We start from the raw sequence: 15,724 nt of genomic DNA on the forward strand, positions 1-15,724 counted from the left end.
TAATAATTTTAATTAGCAATTAGCAATTAGCAATTAGCAATTATCCTATTCTCATGCAATTGAAAACCGCTATATTAGAGTGCGTAATGCTTAAACTACATCAAACAATAATCCTCAATATAGAATGAATTCTTCCCCTTTTTCCCTACCAACTTCCCCTTCAACTCGCGTATCCATCATTGGTGCCGGCAAAGTTGGCAGTACCACCGCCCAGCGAATTGCAGAGAAAAATATTGCGGATGTTGTATTGCTAGATATTGTAGAAGGTTGGCCCCAGGGAATTGCCCTAGATTTGATGCAAGCGAGGGGAGTGGAAGGCCACGATCGCGAAATTATCGGTACGAATAATTATGATGATACTACTGGTTCAGACATTGTAGTAGTTGCGGCAGGGTTGCCTCGGAAACCGGGGATGAGCCGAGAAGACTTGATTAAAATTAATGCCCCAATTGTAATGGGGGCTGCAAAAGAGGCGATCGCGCGATCGCCGGCAGCAATTTTAATTGTAGTTACTAATCCCCTCGATATAATGACCTATTTAGCTTGGGAAAGTACGGGTTTGCCCGAACACCGAGTTATGGGGATGGCGGGGGTATTAGATTCCGCCCGATTTCAAACTTTTATCGCAATGGAATTAGGTATTTCTATTAAAGATATTAAGGCTACAGTTTTAGGTTCTCATGGGGATTTAATGATACCTTTACCGCGATATTCTACTGTTAACGGTATTCCTATTACTGAGCTTATGGATGCTGTAACTATTGAGAGATTAGTGCAGAGAACTTGCAATGGTGGAGCCGAAGTTGTGGGATTAATGAAGATAGGGAGTGCTTATTTTGCCCCGGCATCTTCTATTTCCATAATGATAGAATCAATTTTATTTAATCAATCCAGAATTTTACCTTGTTGTGCTTCTTTGCAAGGAGCTTATGGTTTAAATGATATATTTTTGGGAGTTACTTGTCGATTGGGATGTCACGGCGTAGAAGAGGTTTTAGAACTTGAATTAACGGATATGGAACGGGTGGCTTTTATGGAATCTGCTGAGTTTATTCAGCGGAGTATTCACGAAGCGAAGGCGATACTGAAGTAGTTATTTAATTAAGGTTTTCTTGAATTATAAACGGCTAAAATAACTGTATCCACCTACGATTATGCTACTCAACCTTTGGGAGAAATTCTAAAACAATAATTGTTTGGTGGATATGGTCTACTAAGCAAAGAATCCCCCTGTATTGTGGAGTTTCTACAGGAGCAATTGAATAACCGCGAGGTTGTGTTCGCCTATCAAAAACTACTATTTGCGACCATTTTTCTAGCTGAGAAATTATCAGTTCTCTTGTCTCGTAGTCAAGATTTTCTATAACGGCTTCAACTGGGTATAGCCATATTTGATACACTTAGCTCTTCCCCTTGTGTTCGTTATTATGTTTCTGATTTTTGTACTCTTCAAGAGTAATAAATTTACCTTGTTTACAAAGCTGCAATTTTTTCAGAATAGCTTGTTGTAGCTCTCCCGCAAGCTCATTGAATTTGATCGATTGTTCGGGATTGTCTGTGTCTTCCTGGTTATACCAGCAAATTGTAGCATCAGGTGTATTTAGTTTTTCAAGCTCTGTTTGGGCTATTTCGATAACTATATCGCTTGGGTTATTGATGTCTATGGGATCGATTATTGTTTTTGTCGGTTTTGCGCTAGTCATTTTGAAAGGCCTCACTCAAAGACACAACTGTTGCTAGGGAGGTTATCCTTGCTTTAAAGCTATAACTCCTCTGAACTAACTATAACACGATTCTTCTATGGGCGACGCTTCCCGAATTAGAGCCACTTGACAATATTAAGGAAAGGTTGAGAAACCCTTACAATCTTTTGCATAGGTTATTGCAGCAGACTGCTGAATTTCAGCCTGTAGCTAATGCTGCTGCGCTAGAGTTTCTGTATCAGCATTGGTATTACATTTTCCTTTAAAAGTCTATAACCAAAACTGCTTATCCCCATCCAATGCACCCGGAGAAATCCCTTGTAACCGTCGATAAGCTATGCGGTCAGAGCCGTACAGGGGGACAGCTAAGCGTGGCTCTCTAAGCGCTCCATGATGAAGCAAAGTAAGTTTCAGAGTCGTTTCTACCAAACTTTCAATTGATACTTGCTGTCCTTCCTCAAGAAGAACCTTCAAGCGCACGGGATTAGACAAACCCATTTTTTCAGATGGCAATTGAGTTGTCACCAAAATTACTTCATTTGAGGATAAACGAAGTGCTAACCCTTTAGTGGGTGCTTTTAAAACTGATTCCTCATAATTGTACAGTCTAGGAATTTTAGACTTTATACACTCCACAAGAATAAAATTAGAGCCAATTGCTTTTGCTCGTTCCCGTAAATATTTGACTTCCCCTCCACAAAAGTGTCCGTCACGGTAAATTAATACTGTTTTTCCACTTAGGTCAGCAGCAGGAAGAAACCTTTCTAGCGTTCGTTTATCAATTTCTTCACCCTCTGTCATAGCATCTTCCAGCCGATAGCGAATAAAGTCCCCTTGCTTACCATAAAGACGCACGCTTGCACAGACATTTCTGCTTCCAACCCCTTTCTTTTTAGCTGCTCTAGAAATATCTAAACCCATGAAATAATCTGCAATTCCTAAAGGTTCAGCTAGAATAAAAGGCAAGTTACCTAGCTTTGCTAGAATGCCGGGAATGACTTGGTTAAGGATATTGTCGTAATTGTTTGTATCTTTCAACGTATCCTCATAAATGACTTGGCTACTAAGTCCGCGTCGCAGTAAACGTGAAGAAATTAAAGAATAAAAACTGCCATCATCACTATTGTCAGCATTGCGATCGCTTTGTGGGAGAAACGTCAACACAATATCAGTGGGAACTGTTATTAAATCATCAACTTCTTTCTCTACTTTAGCTCTCTCTTCAGCCATGTTTGCACTATTTACTGAACCCTTAAAGTTATTAACCAACTTGATCGAGAAGCCATAGTGTTTTAAACGTTCCTCAACTTTCGCAAAAAAAGATCCTGGTTTCAAATTACAAAGATTTAGAACTGTAAATCGAATAGGTCTTGACGGATCAAGATAATCCGGATGGCGGCGATAAGCACCACCTTTAGATAGTCCCTTTAAGACTGCACCTCTCTTCCCAATAACCCCATTTCCAAAAAGTAGTTTCGTTTCCTCAAGTTTAAACGGTAGTTCTAGGAATAAGTTTCGGTACCGACGGCTATTGATGCTATCGCCTAACTGAAATCCATAAACAGCTAGTGCTTTTTCAGCTTGTTGTTTGTATGAGGCTAAACGCTGTTTTCGCTCTTTGTATGGAATTTTAGTTTCCTTGAGCAAGTCTCCATATTTTACATCAAATCGGTCTGCTGTCTTCTCTGTAACACATGGTTTTAAGGCTGTCATTGCATAGTCAAACGGCTTTTTATCTTTACCAAATTGAACAGAAACAACTGGTTGCTCGTCTGGTGCTTCTTCAAGTGCTTGTTTGCTGACTGCACCAGTTGCTTTTTTCAAAATTTCTTCTCTACGTTCCCCAATAGTTCCTGCCAGAGCGATAATTGTAGCAGAACTACCTTTTTCAATATTTCTAACTTTTAAACCAATTAAAAGCTTTTTAGCATCCTGTCGATAGGGATGATTCTCGTAGAAATCAGCTAAAGTTCCTTTAAAAACGAAGGGACTGTACATCGTTAAAACTACAGCAGGATGTGTAACATTTTGCCATTCAAACGTTTCTGCCCAAAACTCAACTTCACGCTTGACTTCTACCCGATTATTAGTATCAGACCAAATAGTGTCAGAGGAGAAAGGCCGCCTGATTTGTAAGACTCTTATCGCTAATTGAGCAAGGATTGAAGCTGTTAATTTTGGTTGTTGTACCCATTGGATTGAATAGGTGCGATCGCTAATGTCTTCTTTCAATTCCTCTTCAATATTTACTAACGCCTCTCGCCATTCTTCTTTGCTCCGCATTGGTTGATTTGGTTGATCTAAAACCCAGAAATATCCGTTTTCCCATATAGCCACCACTTCAGGAAACTGCTGACTGAAACGCCAGCTAAATCGGTTGCCCAACTCGCGATCGACTTCAGGAGATAGTCGAAAGCTGATTAACTGGGGTTGCTGGATTTTTAGCACAAAAATCTCACTTAAATATGTGAGTAATGATGAAGGTTTTGGTGGATTTTGAAGAACAGGAGAAGTGTTCATGCAGCAACCTCTAATTCTACAGCAGAAAAATTACAAATTGAATTAACGAGACAGTATTGACAGTTAAAACCAGGATTAGGTGGAAAAATTATGCTAAACTCAGCAGGATTATCTTCGTAAAGCTTCAACTCTTTTAGATGCCGTTTAGCTATTAGTGACATCTCTATTTTGAAAGCTTCTAGCGTATTAGCCTTGGCACTAATTGGGTCAGACTGCTTGCCAGTCTCCAAATTATAGAATGAGGCAATAGCTGGTTTGTTTGGGTAGAGATAACTAACGGCTAGTAGGTAAAGATACGCCTGTCGCACGTCAAAGTCAGATTTACCAGTTTTGAAGTCTAAAATGTGCAGCGTTCCATCTGGTTCCGCAAAAATGCAGTCAATCGCTGCATAGAACTTAAACCGATATGTTCCCTGCTTCATGAAAATTGGCGGAGGAAATCCCTCGTCACCTCGGTTGAATTCAATAATCTTCTTGCCTAAGAGAATGGGCTGCTGATGGTATTTTGTCAGGATGAAAATTACTCGCTCCTGAACTTCGGCTAACTCTTGATTTAATTGTATAATCTCTGCAATCTCCTCTACTGCATCTATTCTTCCCAACATCTGGGGGTGTTGATGAAATTCATAAACTCCCCTTTGTGCTAAGTGTCCAATTCGCATAGCTGGGCTTTCAGTCGTTAATAGTTTTGCAACTTCAGGTTCTCCCTTACGCGCCTTAATAAAACCCCGCTTCATATCGCAGTGAAAAATTTCTTGTCCTACTGGTGGCTCAAACTGTAACCAAAGGTTATAACTTGCGAATCGTCGCCAAATTTCGTTCATAGATTTAGCCCTCTGAAATAGAGGGCAGTTATTGGTTCATTTTGTGAGGATTTCGTAAATTGCCTCTTTTGTTTTAGCTGACTTGGAAACGCCCGTCTGGTCGGCTAGTTCTAAGGTATGCAAACCTTCTAGCATTTGTGCAGCAGCTTTCCTCAGATGTGGATGCCGACTTATTTTTTGAATTTCCTCAAGCAGCACTGGTAGGGGCCGGCCGATTGAGAAGCACAATTGATCGGGATTTGAATGCTGTTTTTCATAATTTTGGCATTGAGGTGAACGTTGATTAGACTAACGAGATCGAGGATGGCGGTATCCTTGACAATGGCAAATCCTTAAATCCATTCTACATAAAGTGTTTCAAAGCCAATTTAGTTGATTCTTTACGCTATCTGTAGTGTATGGGAGTGGCCGAATTTCGTCAACCCTTACACTTTAACTTGGGTGGCCGAATTTCGTCAACCCCTGCTATGATGTATTTGTAAGTCACAAAAAAACTATGAGTCAGAATTTTGGCAAGCTTATCCGTCAAGCTCGTCAGGGCAAGGGATACAGTCAGCGCGATCTGGCGAAATTAGTAGAGGTAGATTATACCTACCTCTCGAAACTAGAGAACGACCGCGCGGACTATCCTCCTAGAGAGGAGGTCATTCAGTCATTAGCACATCACTTAGACCTAGATGTTAAGGATCTGCGGGATCGGGCAGGCAGGATCACCCCAGAGGATGCCAAGGTTGTTCAGGAACTTGTCAAAAAATATCCAAAGCAGATACCTGTTTTGTTCCGTCAAATGCGGGATCACCCCGATCTCGCTCAAAAATTTATTCGAGAAGCTACACAATCTGAAAATGAGGAGAAAGAAAGTTGAGTGTAATTAAGCCTTTTGAGTTCTTATCTAAATTCCAAATTGAAGATCGGGCTAATAACCTTCTGAGGCAGATGCAATCTACCCCGAATTTTCCTAGATGGCCTAATGTAGCTGATTATGCGGCTAATTTTCTTGATCTGAGCGTCGATCCTTGCTGTGATATACCTCTTTATAATGGTAAAGTAATAGCAGCCAGAATTTATCCATCACAACGTTTAATAGAAATTAGTAAAGATATCCCGAAAAAAAATGAAAAAGACATAGGATTTGAACAGTCAACACTAGCTCACGAAATAGGACATTGGGAACTTCATATTAACCAAGATGAAGCTGATGGTTTGGTAAAACAGCTAGAGTTACCTTTGTTTTGTGAAGCAAGTGAAGAGATATTTTTGTGTCGAAATGTTAGCGAAAAGATTGCTGAAATCACTCATAAAACTCAGGATGATTGGAGAGAATGGCAAGCCCAGTATTTCGCTGGTTGCCTACTAATGCCTAAAGATATATTAGAAAAGGAACGAAAAGGGCGCGATTTAACAAACTGGAAGCACCTTTACGCAATGCGAGATGAACTTGGTGTTACAATATCAAACTTGACAAATCGCCTGCAAGACATTGGCTGGATTCATATTCCCAAGGATTCTAAGCAAATCTATCTTGGTAATGGTGGAACTAATGGGCAGAAGAGTTTGTTTGATTAGAGCGCGATCGCACCGCCATCCCCCACAATGCCCTCTCATTATGAATAATCAGCTCTATGACTAAAGCAACCTTTAATCCCTACCAACCCCTCTATATTTCTCCTCCAGGTGATACGCTACTCGAAACACTCGAAGAGCGAAATTTGACGATCGCAGATTTCGCAGAGCGCATGAATGAGCCGCTGAAAGTAATTCAAGAGATTATTGCAGGCGAGGCATTGATTAAACCAGAATTAGCTTTGAAGCTAGAGCAAGTTTTAAAAATTCCAGCGACTTTTTGGAATAATCGCGAACGAAACTACCGGGAAACTTTGGCCAGACTATCAGTTTCCAAATATACCACTCCTTCAACCCCTCTTAAGCAATAACGGTTTATGCTTTTTTAGATCCCGATCTAATCAGAACATTAAAACACTCATCAAAATCAACCATTATGACTGCCATCCAAGAGCCAGCCATTAAAAGCACATCCTTTGATGATTTAATCGCTGAGTTCAATAAAATTAGAAGTCTCTACACAGTAGAAGAACCCCTAGAAACCTTTAAAATAATCATCGAGCAAGAAGTAATAGTAAGCTTAATTTTAGAAGCTCATTCTAAAATTAGAGAACTATTTCCTAGCGAAAGATTAGCCTTAGAAGTAACAACAGATCCAGAAATTGCTGGCTGGCGATCGCTCTGGATTATTATTTACACAAAACTTGAAGCTGATGAAGCCTTTGAAAAATTGATGATTCTTGATGATACTTGGTGGCTAGATAATATAACGACTGTTGTCAATAGTAAATTGCACATTAATCTGGGATGGGAGGCAAATGAGATTTAATTGGTCTGAGTATTTGAATTTAGCGCAAGAATTAGCAGCAATATCTGGCGATTCAGTCAATAATGAGGCAAAGTTGCGATCGGCAGTAAGTAGAGCTTATTATGCAGTATTCTGTGTAGCTAGAAATTACTTGCGCGATGTTGAAAAAGACCCAAGACTTTCTCATAATAAAACTACAGACATTAATGAACATCAATATGTAGCTGAAGAATTCATTTTTCATAAATCAAAAGCTAAAAAAATGATCAAACTAGGGGAGAACTTAAGCAGATTAAGACAGATGAGAAATAAAGCTGATTACGCAGATACAATATTTACATTATCAAACGATGTGAAAACCGCTTTAAAACTTGCTCAAAATATTATGACAACCTTAACTGAATTAAATCAAGAAACTGAATTATAATTTAGATTAACTTACCGATCCGATCGCCAGGGGTAAAAACCCCCGGCCAACTTCCCCCTAACTCTTACCATTCCCACCAGCAGTCGCCAAAACCCTCTTTACCAAAGGTTCCGGCACTTCCTGCAAATGGTCAAACTCCCAACTAAAAAACCCAACTCCCATCGTCAGCGATCGCAACTCTACAATCAAATCCTGCATCTGCGCCACTGGCAAATAAGCCGAAACCCGATCCCATCCCTTCCAGTCAGACTTCGCCTCATAACCCAAAATTTGACCCCGACGGCCACTCACCAACTGTAACAGCTTAGACGTAAACTCGCTCGGAGCAACAATCTCCACAGATGCGACTGGTTCCAACAAAGCCGCATCACACTTCGCCATCCCCTCCTGCATCGCCAAACGCGCCGCCTGCTTAAACGCCTGTTCCGAACTGTCCACCGAATGGTAAGATCCATTCGTCAGCGTCACCTCCACATCCACCACCGGGAAACCCAGAGGGCCATGTACCAAATACTCTCGCACCCCAGTCTCAACCCCCGGTATATATTGTTTCGGTACAGCACCACCCACAATAGTTTCATTGAAATTAAAACCCTCCCCACGCGGTAGCGGTTTAATGTCCAAATATACATCGCCAAACTGCCCATGTCCCCCACTTTGGTGCTTGTAACGCCCGTGTACAGAGGCAGCCGACTTGCGAATCGTCTCCTTATAAGGTACTTGTGGTAAGTGAGTTACCATCGGCAAATTATACTTCCGCCGCAGCCGATCCAGGGCAACTTTCAGATGAATCTCACCTTGTCCCCAAAGTATAATTTCGTGAGTATCCCCGTGCTGCTCCCACACCAGAGAGCAATCTTCATCCATCAACTTCGCCAAAGCAGCGCTCATCTTCACTTCATCGTTGCGCTTTTCTGGCGCGATCGCCAAAGCATACACCGGCGACAACCGCTCAGCCTTCGGCAATTCTACCCGCTGACTGCCCAACGCGATCGCCTCCCCAGTTTTCACCCCTTCCAACCGTCCCAAAGCCACAATCTCACCCGCACCCGCCGCCGTCAAAGGCTGCGTTTGCAACCCCATCAACCGATACAAACCACCAACCCGCACCCCGTTCAAAACCGTCCCATCATTTAGCGTGCCTTGCCAAATTCGCACTAACGATAACTTACCGCCCTGGGGTGTATAATATATTTTCAGCACTTGAGCCAAAGGGGCGTTCGCACCTTGTGTCAACCCCCGCCGCTCAGCCGTCATTTCCGGTATCGGAGCTTCCCGCAGCAAGGCTTCTAGCAACGGCCGCACCCCAAAATCTTGCTCTGCAACGCCGATAAACACCGGTACAATCAAATCCGCCCCCAATTCCATCTTTAAATCTTGGGTAATTTCTTCAGCATCGGGGTTAATTTCTTCTAACAATTCTTCCAGTAAATGGTCGTCAAAATTCGCCAATTCCTCCAGCATTTCTTGCCGTGCAACGTGCTCTTGCTCCTTAAGTTCTGCCGGCATTTGTACGGGGTCAGCGGGTGCGCCGGGATGATAATGATAAGCTTGTTCTGTGACTAAATCTATAAAGCCAACGATCGCTTCACCTTTAGCAATGGGATATTGATGCGGAATCACAGGGCGACTAGAAACCGATTTTAAGGCATTGAGTACCTCTGTAAAATTAGAGCCGCAGCTAGTTTCATCTGTGCAAGTCCGATCCATTTTATTGATGAAAACTAAATGCGGAATTTCCCAGTCATCCAGAAATTTAAACAAAGGAGCCAGAGTGAGAATACGTTGGCTAACTCCTTCACAAACAATCACAGCCGCATCCACTCCCATCAGCGCATTCAGCGTTTCTTGAGCGAATTCTATCGATCCCGGACAGTCAAGAAATGTGAAGCGCACGCCTTCGTATTCTGCACTGGCGGCGTTGACTTCTACACTCATTTTGCGATCGCGAGCCTCAGCAGAACTGTCCCCAACTGTATTACCATCCTTAACACTACCTTTACGGGAAATTGTCCCCGTCACCGACAGTAAACTTTCTAGTAGCGTAGTTTTGCCGCTTAAATAGGGGCCAACTATGGCAACGTTCCGAGCGGCAGAAATGACTTTTTCGTTCATATTCCCTCCAACCGAAAATAGTTAAAAATTGTTATTTTTGAAATGATTCAGAGCATGACTACCTAGATTTTGGCTAGGAAAACCTCTCTTCCCGTCCAGATAAATTGAAGATATTGGTATCGTGCAATACCTTGAGAATAGCGTAATTTTAGTAACTAAAATAAAAATTGTAGTTTCTCTTAAGGTCAAATTAAATAAAGCTTGAGAAGCATTAAATATTATTAATTATTGCTAATTTATGTAAATTTCATCCCGATTCCTGATACGGCTAAACTCCTATGGATAAAGGAGCAAGATCCATACTATCCAAGTTTAAACAGAATGGTCAAACAGTTCCGCAACTGTCCGGGTTCATTCGCCCGTTTATCTCACATTCTCCCAGATCAGTAGAAGGAAGATTAAAAAGTATGCAACAGAACTCTACTCAACAATTAAATCTGATAATTGAAGACCTAGATAGCCTAATTACAGAAATCGAAAATAATCCTCGGTTATCTACTTGGGTAGTGCGACAGGTACTAAAGTCAATTAAAGACAAAGCAGAGAAAATGGCCGTAGAATCAGCAGATAAACAAGATTACCCTAAAGCATCATAGTTTTTCAATATTTCTTAATCAATTTTAGATTGTTTGGACACGATCGCTATAAAATATAAAATATAAAATTGATGGTAAAAAATGATTCAATATCGCGTAGGAAATGATTTGGATGTAGATGAGGTAATCGACCTATATCGAGCCTCAACTCTCGGTGAAAGAAGACCAATTGATGACCGCGATCGCATCCGCCAGATGATTGCTAATTCCAATTTGATCGTCACCGCTTGGGATGGCCAATTGCTAGTTGGCATATCCAGAGCTATTTCTGATTTTAGTTACGTCACCTACTTGTCAGATTTAGCAGTAAGAAAATCCCATCAAAAATCAGGAATTGGTAAAGAATTAATTTGTAGAACCCAAATAGAATCCGGCTCACAATCTCAATTAATATTGCTAGCCGCCCCAGCCGCCGCCGAATATTATCCCCACATCGGTTTTACCCACCATCCCCAGGCTTGGCTGCTTGAAGCAGGAGAAAAACTGCGGTAAAAAACTATGGGTGGGCATTACCCACCCTACTTAGTAAATACTATTTGGCTGCCTGCCGGACTTGCTCTATCGACAACTCCAAAGCCTCAGCCACCTGTTCCATTGTTAACCCTAATGCTAACAACCGAGGTACAGCCTCTAATTTGCTTTCTAACTTGCCTTCTAACTTGCCTTCTAACTTGCCTTCTTCCAACATTTCTTGTGCAAACCGTGTCTGCTTCAAATCATTGAGCCCTAACATAGCTTCTAAGTCCTCCCGACTCATTTGAGGAAATTTGTACAACACAACCGTCTCGATTAATTCTATAACTTGCTGCCTAAAAGTGTCATCTGCGATCTGCTGCCTTGCCTCTTGTTTGAGTTCGACAGCAGCAAATTCATAAGCATTGGCTTCTGAAGGTTGACAGCCAATCAATTCAAAAAAACTATTGGGTAGTTCTTTGAATAGGCGATAGAATATTGGATCTGTTTTCATAATAGGTATTTTAATCTCTGTTTAAACACAGATAAACCCAGTCTTTATAGCCTATCAAATAGCCTATCAAAGTAGAAATCAAATTGCAGTAGCAACATCTTACCCCTCCGCTAGTATGGTTGCGATCGCACCCCACCTTGCAAATTCTCAGAGAAATTATCAGAAAAGGGGTTGACATTATTCGCTCCCTTTGCTAGGCTTAACGGTAATAGGACTAAATTCAATTCTCAAACGCAGCGCATAGCTCATGTTTGCAAGCAAATATTACTTTTATTTTTGGTGGTTTAAGCACGTTCACTTGGGGTGAATCAGATTTGCTATAAATCTCCAAGTGAACCGCAGAATTAAACCTGCGGTTTTTGTTTGCTCAATTACAGCTTACCTACTCGCGAAAACAGCCATGACATTATTCGATAACTGGTTTTACGGCTTTTATTTTTGGCCCAGAAGGAGTTCCGGGTAAATTGTCGTGCTGCTTTTCGCGCTTCACCCGGAACTCCTTAAAGTTCCGGGTTTTTTTGTCACTCACACTTTTTTTGAAGGAGAATACTACTCGTGTTAGATGCCAAACTCGTAACTAAATCTAGCCTTGAACACCAAACCATTGTCAAACTTTCAGAACACGCCACTATCGGCGGTAAAGAAATTATCATTATCGGCGGGCCCTGTACAGTCGAAAGTGCTGAACAAATGGAAGAAGTCGCAACCAAACTCGCGATCGCACCCATTCAAGCTTTACGTGGCGGTGTCTACAAACCTCGCACTTCTCCCTATTCTTTCCAAGGTTTAGGAGTCGAAGGACTCAAAATCTTAGCAGATGTTAGTCACCGTCATCACCTGCCAATCGTAACAGAAGTAATGTCAATTGCTCAAATTGAACCAGTTGTTACTTACGCCGATATGCTGCAAATTGGCAGCCGCAATATGCAAAACTTCGAGCTTTTAAAAGCAGTCGGTCAAGCTGGAAAACCAGTGCTACTCAAACGCGGTTTATCCGCCACCATTGAAGAATTTGTGATGGCCGCTGAATACATTTTAAGTCACGGAAATCCTCATGTTGTTCTGTGCGAACGGGGCATTCGCAGCTTCGACAATTACACCCGCAATGTATTAGATTTAGGGGCAGTAGTAGCTCTGAAACAATTAACTCATCTGCCAATAATTGTAGATCCTTCTCATGCTGTGGGCAAGCGGGAATTAGTCGCTCCTTTGGCTAAAGCTGCGATTGCTTGCGGTGCTGATGGGTTGATCGTTGAGTGTCACCCGGAACCAGAAAAATCGGTTTCCGATGCACGACAGGCTCTTTCTTTAGAAGATATGATTGAGTTAGTTTACAGTTTGCGATCTGTAGCGGCGGCGGTTGGTCGCAGCGTTGCTGAAGTCCGCCCGCACTTTTCTGTTGTGCCGAAAGTTGTAGCAAAATCAGCTTAAATAGGACTTACGCACGCTTGTTGAGTAACGTCCTCGTCTAGACAGTAAAAGAACCGCCGAGACGGAGGCGTTACAAACAGTTTTGCATAATTTCTGTTAAAATGAAAAAAGAATATTATCCTTTCAATTTCTCTATTTAACTATGGAAATCAAACTCAACGTTCCCTCAATAGTTTGTTCTGGCTGCGGCGACACGATTACCAAAGCCATCAAAACTGTAGAATCCGAAGCTAATGTCAATGTCGATGTAGCAGCTAAGACTGTCACCATAGAAACCAAAGCCTCAGAAGAATCAATCAAGCAGGCAATTTCGGCTACAGGTCACACTGTTGCATAAAGGCTAAAAGATGAAGGATTAAATCTCTCTTTACCCATTGATCCTTCATCTAAACTAATGCCAATTAGCAATTAGCAATTAGCAATTAGCAATTAGCAATTAGCAATTTTAACCTTCCTCATCTAAGTGTTCGGCAACTGCTCTATAAAGTTCCAAAACATGGCGATCGAGAAGGCGATAAAAAACTTGCCGTCCCTGCTTCCGGTAACTCACCAGCCGCAACGCCCGCAACGCCCGTAACTGGTGGGAGACTGCCGATTCACTCATCTCTAACGTCGCTGCTAAGTCACAGACGCAGAGCTCTTGAGCAGCTAAAACTGATAGCAACCGCAAACGGTTTGCATCCCCTAAAAGGCTGAAAAACTCAGCCATTCGCTGAGCTTTCTGGGAATTTAGAACTTGGGTTTGGATGCCTTGTACGCGATCGCTATCAACTACATGGGGCGAATCGCAGGTTGGAGTATCGGTTTTTTCAATAGCCTGGGCCACAGCCCCATTCACAGCAGATTTAGGCAGCATTATATACAAATTTTTTTAGGATCTGATTATCATTCTACCTTGGATCGCCCTCTGACCGAAATTGTAACAGTTCCTTCACATTCCCTTGACATATATCTGAATGTATGTTCAGATATCAATAGCGACTTAGAAATTTACTCAAAAAAGCCATGACTACCGTAACCCAGATGAAATGTGCCTGTTCTTCTTGCCTGTGCGTCGTTACACTCACCGAAGCCATCGAAAAAAGCGGTCAATACTACTGCTCGAATGCCTGTGCGGAGGGTCATCCCAATGGCACTGGCTGTGGACACACAGGCTGTGGATGCCACAACTAGAGCGGGGAATTGACAAAAAGTTAAACGTAGATTATTAAATATGTCTATAGAGGGATGTGCTCGACGCATCCTTTGTTTTTGTGTTGTTTGATTAAATTTAGGTTAAGAGCATACTAAATAAAGGTTAAAATTATCCCGATCGAGATAGCTAAGCACAGCCTAAGAATGCGTAATAGCTATTTAATAAATCAATACAATGGAAGTGAGTTAACGCCGTGAGAACCAAACAAACTGATGCAGGACAAAGACGGTGCATTTTTACACAGGAAACGTAACGCAGGTTTTGATTCATTAAGGAGAGAATAATGACTAAAGAGAGTGACCAGTTTTTACATCCCCGCAGCCGCTACTACGGTGACTTCACGCCAGAGAACTTGGCATTTAATGCAAATTTGCAGGAATTTGCTCAGAAAATAACCTACATCTGCTCTCTAGAAACTGGCGGAAAAATTAGCTCAGAAAAGGCTTACAAAGAAATTAAGGCGCTCTGGAAACAATTAAAGAACTCTAAGAAAAATCTAGGAGTTGGCGAAAAACCTCCTCAGAGCGATGAGGGAAAATCGACTACCGAATAGAAAATAATAGAGTAAAAACCCCGTTAAGCACAACAGCTAAAACGGGGTTTTTCATGACCGAAAAAAGAAGAAAAAAGCAAAAAGCAAAAAGCCGGAAAAATCAATGGTTTCAGCAATTAAAAACGTTTATTACGCCTTAATTATTAGTGATGCTATCTACCGTCGCATATATCGAAAGGCAACATCAGTACCACCTCCAAGCCCATAGGCAATTTGGATATTGAGCTGCGCCATTGCTTCTAAATACCTGGCATTTTTGAGGACTCCAGCATCAACAGGCTCAAATCCAGCATCTTGGATTAACTGAGCAACAACTTCTTTTGCCTCTGGATAATCTCCACAGTAGAATCCTGTGCCTTTATTCTCACCAAAAGTTTGTTTTCCAGGTGTCATCACTTCAGCAAAAATTGTGTTGAATGCTTTGACAACTTTTGCTCCTGGAATCATTTTTGCAATTTCTTCTGCTGATGAAGTTGTATGACCTAATGTGTTTGACATATAATCTGGAGCAAGGGGATTGGTGCAATCAATTACAATTTTTCCACTCAAATCACCCAGTTCTCCAATTACATCCTGTGTGACATTGTTTGCCCAAGGCGTTGCAATAACAATGACATCAGCACCTACGACAGCCTCAGCATAGGTCGTTCCTTGTGCATTTTCTCCCAAGGGTTCCGCGATCTCTTTCGCCTTGTTTGCGTCTCGCGAGCCCAAAACCACCTGATGGTTGGCTAGAACAAAGAGGTTGGCGAGGTTACTGCCAACATTACCACTGCCGATGACTGCAATTTTCATCTGTGTTATCCCTGTATTGAATATATTTTGTGCGTCGCTCAAAATTAATTATAGATTAACTTCTTCTGTATCTAAAATCACATTTAGCAATCGAGGGCTTGATAGTTGTTCTAAATATCCTTTTTGATTCGGAATAGGCTTTGTTGTCTGCGATCGCACTCCATCGAACTCACGTTAATTACGTAACGCCGCCCTCTGGGCGGTAACAAACCGCCCAGAGGGCGGCG

General features: G+C 41.8%; 22 protein-coding genes. 13 read left to right on the forward strand and 9 right to left on the reverse strand.

Going from position 1 to position 15,724, the window contains the following annotated elements:
* Nucleotides 1-124: 124 nt before the first annotated feature.
* The gene (gene mdh, locus PY364_RS09980) at nt 125-1,093 is read left to right on the forward strand and encodes a malate dehydrogenase (protein ID WP_275522199.1); all 969 of its coding nucleotides are present in this window, start codon (nt 125-127) and stop codon (nt 1,091-1,093) included.
* A 64-nt stretch (nt 1,094-1,157) separates the two neighbouring features.
* On the opposite strand, the gene PY364_RS09985 is transcribed toward mdh, so the two are convergent.
* From PY364_RS09985 to PY364_RS10000, 4 genes are all read right to left on the reverse strand, one after another.
* Nucleotides 1,158-1,400 carry a hypothetical protein gene (locus tag PY364_RS09985; RefSeq protein ID WP_275522200.1) on the reverse strand — a complete coding sequence of 81 codons (243 nt, stop codon included), beginning with the start codon at nt 1,398-1,400 and terminating at the stop codon, nt 1,158-1,160.
* Complete coding sequence (locus PY364_RS09990; protein WP_275522201.1) at nt 1,401-1,703, reverse strand: hypothetical protein; 303 nt, start codon at nt 1,701-1,703, stop codon at nt 1,401-1,403.
* Nucleotides 1,704-1,973: 270 nt separating this feature from the next.
* Complete coding sequence (locus PY364_RS09995) at nt 1,974-4,223, reverse strand: Piwi domain-containing protein (protein WP_275522202.1); 2,250 nt, start codon at nt 4,221-4,223, stop codon at nt 1,974-1,976.
* The gene (locus tag PY364_RS10000; protein ID WP_275522203.1) at nt 4,220-5,047 is read right to left on the reverse strand and encodes a PD-(D/E)XK nuclease family protein; all 828 of its coding nucleotides are present in this window, start codon (nt 5,045-5,047) and stop codon (nt 4,220-4,222) included. Before PY364_RS10000 ends, PY364_RS09995 begins: the two co-directional genes overlap by 4 nt.
* A 137-nt stretch (nt 5,048-5,184) precedes the next feature.
* On the opposite strand from PY364_RS10000, the gene PY364_RS10005 reads away from it, so the two are divergent.
* The 6 genes from PY364_RS10005 to PY364_RS10030 all read left to right on the forward strand — a co-directional run bounded on the left by PY364_RS10005 (nt 5,185) and on the right by PY364_RS10030 (nt 7,845).
* Nucleotides 5,185-5,334, forward strand: coding sequence for a hypothetical protein (locus PY364_RS10005; protein ID WP_275522204.1), 150 nt, complete (start codon nt 5,185-5,187; stop codon nt 5,332-5,334).
* Between the two features lie 209 nt (nt 5,335-5,543).
* Complete coding sequence (locus PY364_RS10010; RefSeq protein ID WP_275522205.1) at nt 5,544-5,912, forward strand: helix-turn-helix transcriptional regulator; 369 nt, start codon at nt 5,544-5,546, stop codon at nt 5,910-5,912.
* Nucleotides 5,909-6,613: an ImmA/IrrE family metallo-endopeptidase gene (locus tag PY364_RS10015; RefSeq protein WP_275522206.1), complete on the forward strand. Its 705-nt coding sequence runs from the start codon at nt 5,909-5,911 to the stop codon at nt 6,611-6,613. The genes PY364_RS10010 and PY364_RS10015 overlap by 4 nt, the downstream gene beginning before the upstream one ends.
* A 56-nt stretch (nt 6,614-6,669) precedes the next feature.
* Complete coding sequence (locus PY364_RS10020) at nt 6,670-6,981, forward strand: helix-turn-helix domain-containing protein (RefSeq protein ID WP_275522207.1); 312 nt, start codon at nt 6,670-6,672, stop codon at nt 6,979-6,981.
* Nucleotides 6,982-7,046: 65 nt separating this feature from the next.
* Nucleotides 7,047-7,439 (forward strand): peptidase, encoded by a 393-nt coding sequence (locus PY364_RS10025; protein ID WP_275522208.1) that lies wholly within the window; start codon nt 7,047-7,049, stop codon nt 7,437-7,439.
* Nucleotides 7,429-7,845 (forward strand): HEPN domain-containing protein, encoded by a 417-nt coding sequence (locus PY364_RS10030; protein WP_275522210.1) that lies wholly within the window; start codon nt 7,429-7,431, stop codon nt 7,843-7,845. Before PY364_RS10025 ends, PY364_RS10030 begins: the two co-directional genes overlap by 11 nt.
* 57 nt (nt 7,846-7,902) lie before the next feature.
* On the opposite strand, the gene PY364_RS10035 is transcribed toward PY364_RS10030, so the two are convergent.
* A complete protein-coding gene (locus PY364_RS10035; RefSeq protein WP_275522211.1) occupies nt 7,903-9,960 on the reverse strand; it encodes an elongation factor G in 2,058 nt (685 codons plus the stop codon).
* Between the two features lie 407 nt (nt 9,961-10,367).
* Here PY364_RS10035 and PY364_RS10040 point away from each other — a divergent pair, with 407 nt between their 5' ends.
* Nucleotides 10,368-10,556, forward strand: coding sequence for a hypothetical protein (locus PY364_RS10040; RefSeq protein ID WP_275522213.1), 189 nt, complete (start codon nt 10,368-10,370; stop codon nt 10,554-10,556).
* Nucleotides 10,557-10,637: 81 nt separating this feature from the next.
* Entirely contained in the window at nt 10,638-11,048 is a 411-nt protein-coding gene (locus tag PY364_RS10045) for a GNAT family N-acetyltransferase (protein ID WP_275522214.1), read from the forward strand.
* Nucleotides 11,049-11,088: 40 nt separating this feature from the next.
* Here the strand turns inward: PY364_RS10045 and PY364_RS10050 are convergent, their stop codons facing one another.
* Nucleotides 11,089-11,523 carry an Rpn family recombination-promoting nuclease/putative transposase gene (locus tag PY364_RS10050; protein ID WP_275522216.1) on the reverse strand — a complete coding sequence of 145 codons (435 nt, stop codon included), beginning with the start codon at nt 11,521-11,523 and terminating at the stop codon, nt 11,089-11,091.
* 406 nt (nt 11,524-11,929) lie between these two features.
* Nucleotides 11,930-12,052, reverse strand: a complete 123-nt coding sequence (locus PY364_RS10055) for a hypothetical protein (RefSeq protein ID WP_275522217.1) — start codon at nt 12,050-12,052, stop codon at nt 11,930-11,932.
* 26 nt (nt 12,053-12,078) lie between these two features.
* On the opposite strand from PY364_RS10055, the gene aroF reads away from it, so the two are divergent.
* Together aroF and PY364_RS10065 are read left to right on the forward strand one after the other, a co-directional pair.
* Nucleotides 12,079-12,954, forward strand: coding sequence for a 3-deoxy-7-phosphoheptulonate synthase (gene aroF, locus PY364_RS10060; RefSeq protein ID WP_275522218.1), 876 nt, complete (start codon nt 12,079-12,081; stop codon nt 12,952-12,954).
* A 142-nt stretch (nt 12,955-13,096) separates the two neighbouring features.
* Complete coding sequence (locus tag PY364_RS10065; protein WP_275522219.1) at nt 13,097-13,291, forward strand: heavy-metal-associated domain-containing protein; 195 nt, start codon at nt 13,097-13,099, stop codon at nt 13,289-13,291.
* Nucleotides 13,292-13,399: 108 nt separating this feature from the next.
* Here the strand turns inward: PY364_RS10065 and PY364_RS10070 are convergent, their stop codons facing one another.
* Nucleotides 13,400-13,810, reverse strand: coding sequence for a metalloregulator ArsR/SmtB family transcription factor (locus PY364_RS10070; protein ID WP_275522221.1), 411 nt, complete (start codon nt 13,808-13,810; stop codon nt 13,400-13,402).
* 149 nt (nt 13,811-13,959) lie between these two features.
* On the opposite strand from PY364_RS10070, the gene PY364_RS10075 reads away from it, so the two are divergent.
* Together PY364_RS10075 and PY364_RS10080 are read left to right on the forward strand one after the other, a co-directional pair.
* Nucleotides 13,960-14,127: a metallothionein gene (locus tag PY364_RS10075; protein ID WP_275522222.1), complete on the forward strand. Its 168-nt coding sequence runs from the start codon at nt 13,960-13,962 to the stop codon at nt 14,125-14,127.
* 305 nt (nt 14,128-14,432) lie between these two features.
* Nucleotides 14,433-14,702, forward strand: a complete 270-nt coding sequence (locus tag PY364_RS10080; protein WP_275522223.1) for a hypothetical protein — start codon at nt 14,433-14,435, stop codon at nt 14,700-14,702.
* Nucleotides 14,703-14,858: 156 nt separating this feature from the next.
* On the opposite strand, the gene PY364_RS10085 is transcribed toward PY364_RS10080, so the two are convergent.
* Nucleotides 14,859-15,539 carry an NADPH-dependent F420 reductase gene (locus PY364_RS10085; protein WP_275522224.1) on the reverse strand — a complete coding sequence of 227 codons (681 nt, stop codon included), beginning with the start codon at nt 15,537-15,539 and terminating at the stop codon, nt 14,859-14,861.
* Between the last annotated feature and the right edge of the window lie 185 nt (nt 15,540-15,724).

Origin of the sequence: Kamptonema sp. UHCC 0994 (assembly GCF_029167235.1) — a bacterium.
Lineage (GTDB): Bacteria > Cyanobacteriota > Cyanobacteriia > Cyanobacteriales > Microcoleaceae > Kamptonema.

What these genes read in the sequence shown, in the direction of transcription:
- mdh (WP_275522199.1), top strand. Translation starts at nt 125, where the DNA reads ATGAATTCTTCCCCTTTTTCCCTACCAACTTCCCCTTCAACTCGCGTA.
- PY364_RS09990 (WP_275522201.1), bottom strand. Translation starts at nt 1,703, where the DNA reads ATGACTAGCGCAAAACCGACAAAAACAATAATCGATCCCATAGACATC.
- PY364_RS09995 (WP_275522202.1), bottom strand. Translation starts at nt 4,223, where the DNA reads ATGAACACTTCTCCTGTTCTTCAAAATCCACCAAAACCTTCATCATTA.
- PY364_RS10000 (WP_275522203.1), bottom strand. Translation starts at nt 5,047, where the DNA reads ATGAACGAAATTTGGCGACGATTCGCAAGTTATAACCTTTGGTTACAG.
- PY364_RS10010 (WP_275522205.1), top strand. Translation starts at nt 5,544, where the DNA reads ATGAGTCAGAATTTTGGCAAGCTTATCCGTCAAGCTCGTCAGGGCAAG.
- PY364_RS10020 (WP_275522207.1), top strand. Translation starts at nt 6,670, where the DNA reads ATGACTAAAGCAACCTTTAATCCCTACCAACCCCTCTATATTTCTCCT.
- PY364_RS10025 (WP_275522208.1), top strand. Translation starts at nt 7,047, where the DNA reads ATGACTGCCATCCAAGAGCCAGCCATTAAAAGCACATCCTTTGATGAT.
- PY364_RS10030 (WP_275522210.1), top strand. Translation starts at nt 7,429, where the DNA reads ATGAGATTTAATTGGTCTGAGTATTTGAATTTAGCGCAAGAATTAGCA.
- PY364_RS10035 (WP_275522211.1), bottom strand. Translation starts at nt 9,960, where the DNA reads ATGAACGAAAAAGTCATTTCTGCCGCTCGGAACGTTGCCATAGTTGGC.
- PY364_RS10040 (WP_275522213.1), top strand. Translation starts at nt 10,368, where the DNA reads ATGCAACAGAACTCTACTCAACAATTAAATCTGATAATTGAAGACCTA.
- PY364_RS10045 (WP_275522214.1), top strand. Translation starts at nt 10,638, where the DNA reads ATGATTCAATATCGCGTAGGAAATGATTTGGATGTAGATGAGGTAATC.
- PY364_RS10050 (WP_275522216.1), bottom strand. Translation starts at nt 11,523, where the DNA reads ATGAAAACAGATCCAATATTCTATCGCCTATTCAAAGAACTACCCAAT.
- PY364_RS10065 (WP_275522219.1), top strand. Translation starts at nt 13,097, where the DNA reads ATGGAAATCAAACTCAACGTTCCCTCAATAGTTTGTTCTGGCTGCGGC.
- PY364_RS10070 (WP_275522221.1), bottom strand. Translation starts at nt 13,810, where the DNA reads ATGCTGCCTAAATCTGCTGTGAATGGGGCTGTGGCCCAGGCTATTGAA.
- PY364_RS10075 (WP_275522222.1), top strand. Translation starts at nt 13,960, where the DNA reads ATGACTACCGTAACCCAGATGAAATGTGCCTGTTCTTCTTGCCTGTGC.
- PY364_RS10080 (WP_275522223.1), top strand. Translation starts at nt 14,433, where the DNA reads ATGACTAAAGAGAGTGACCAGTTTTTACATCCCCGCAGCCGCTACTAC.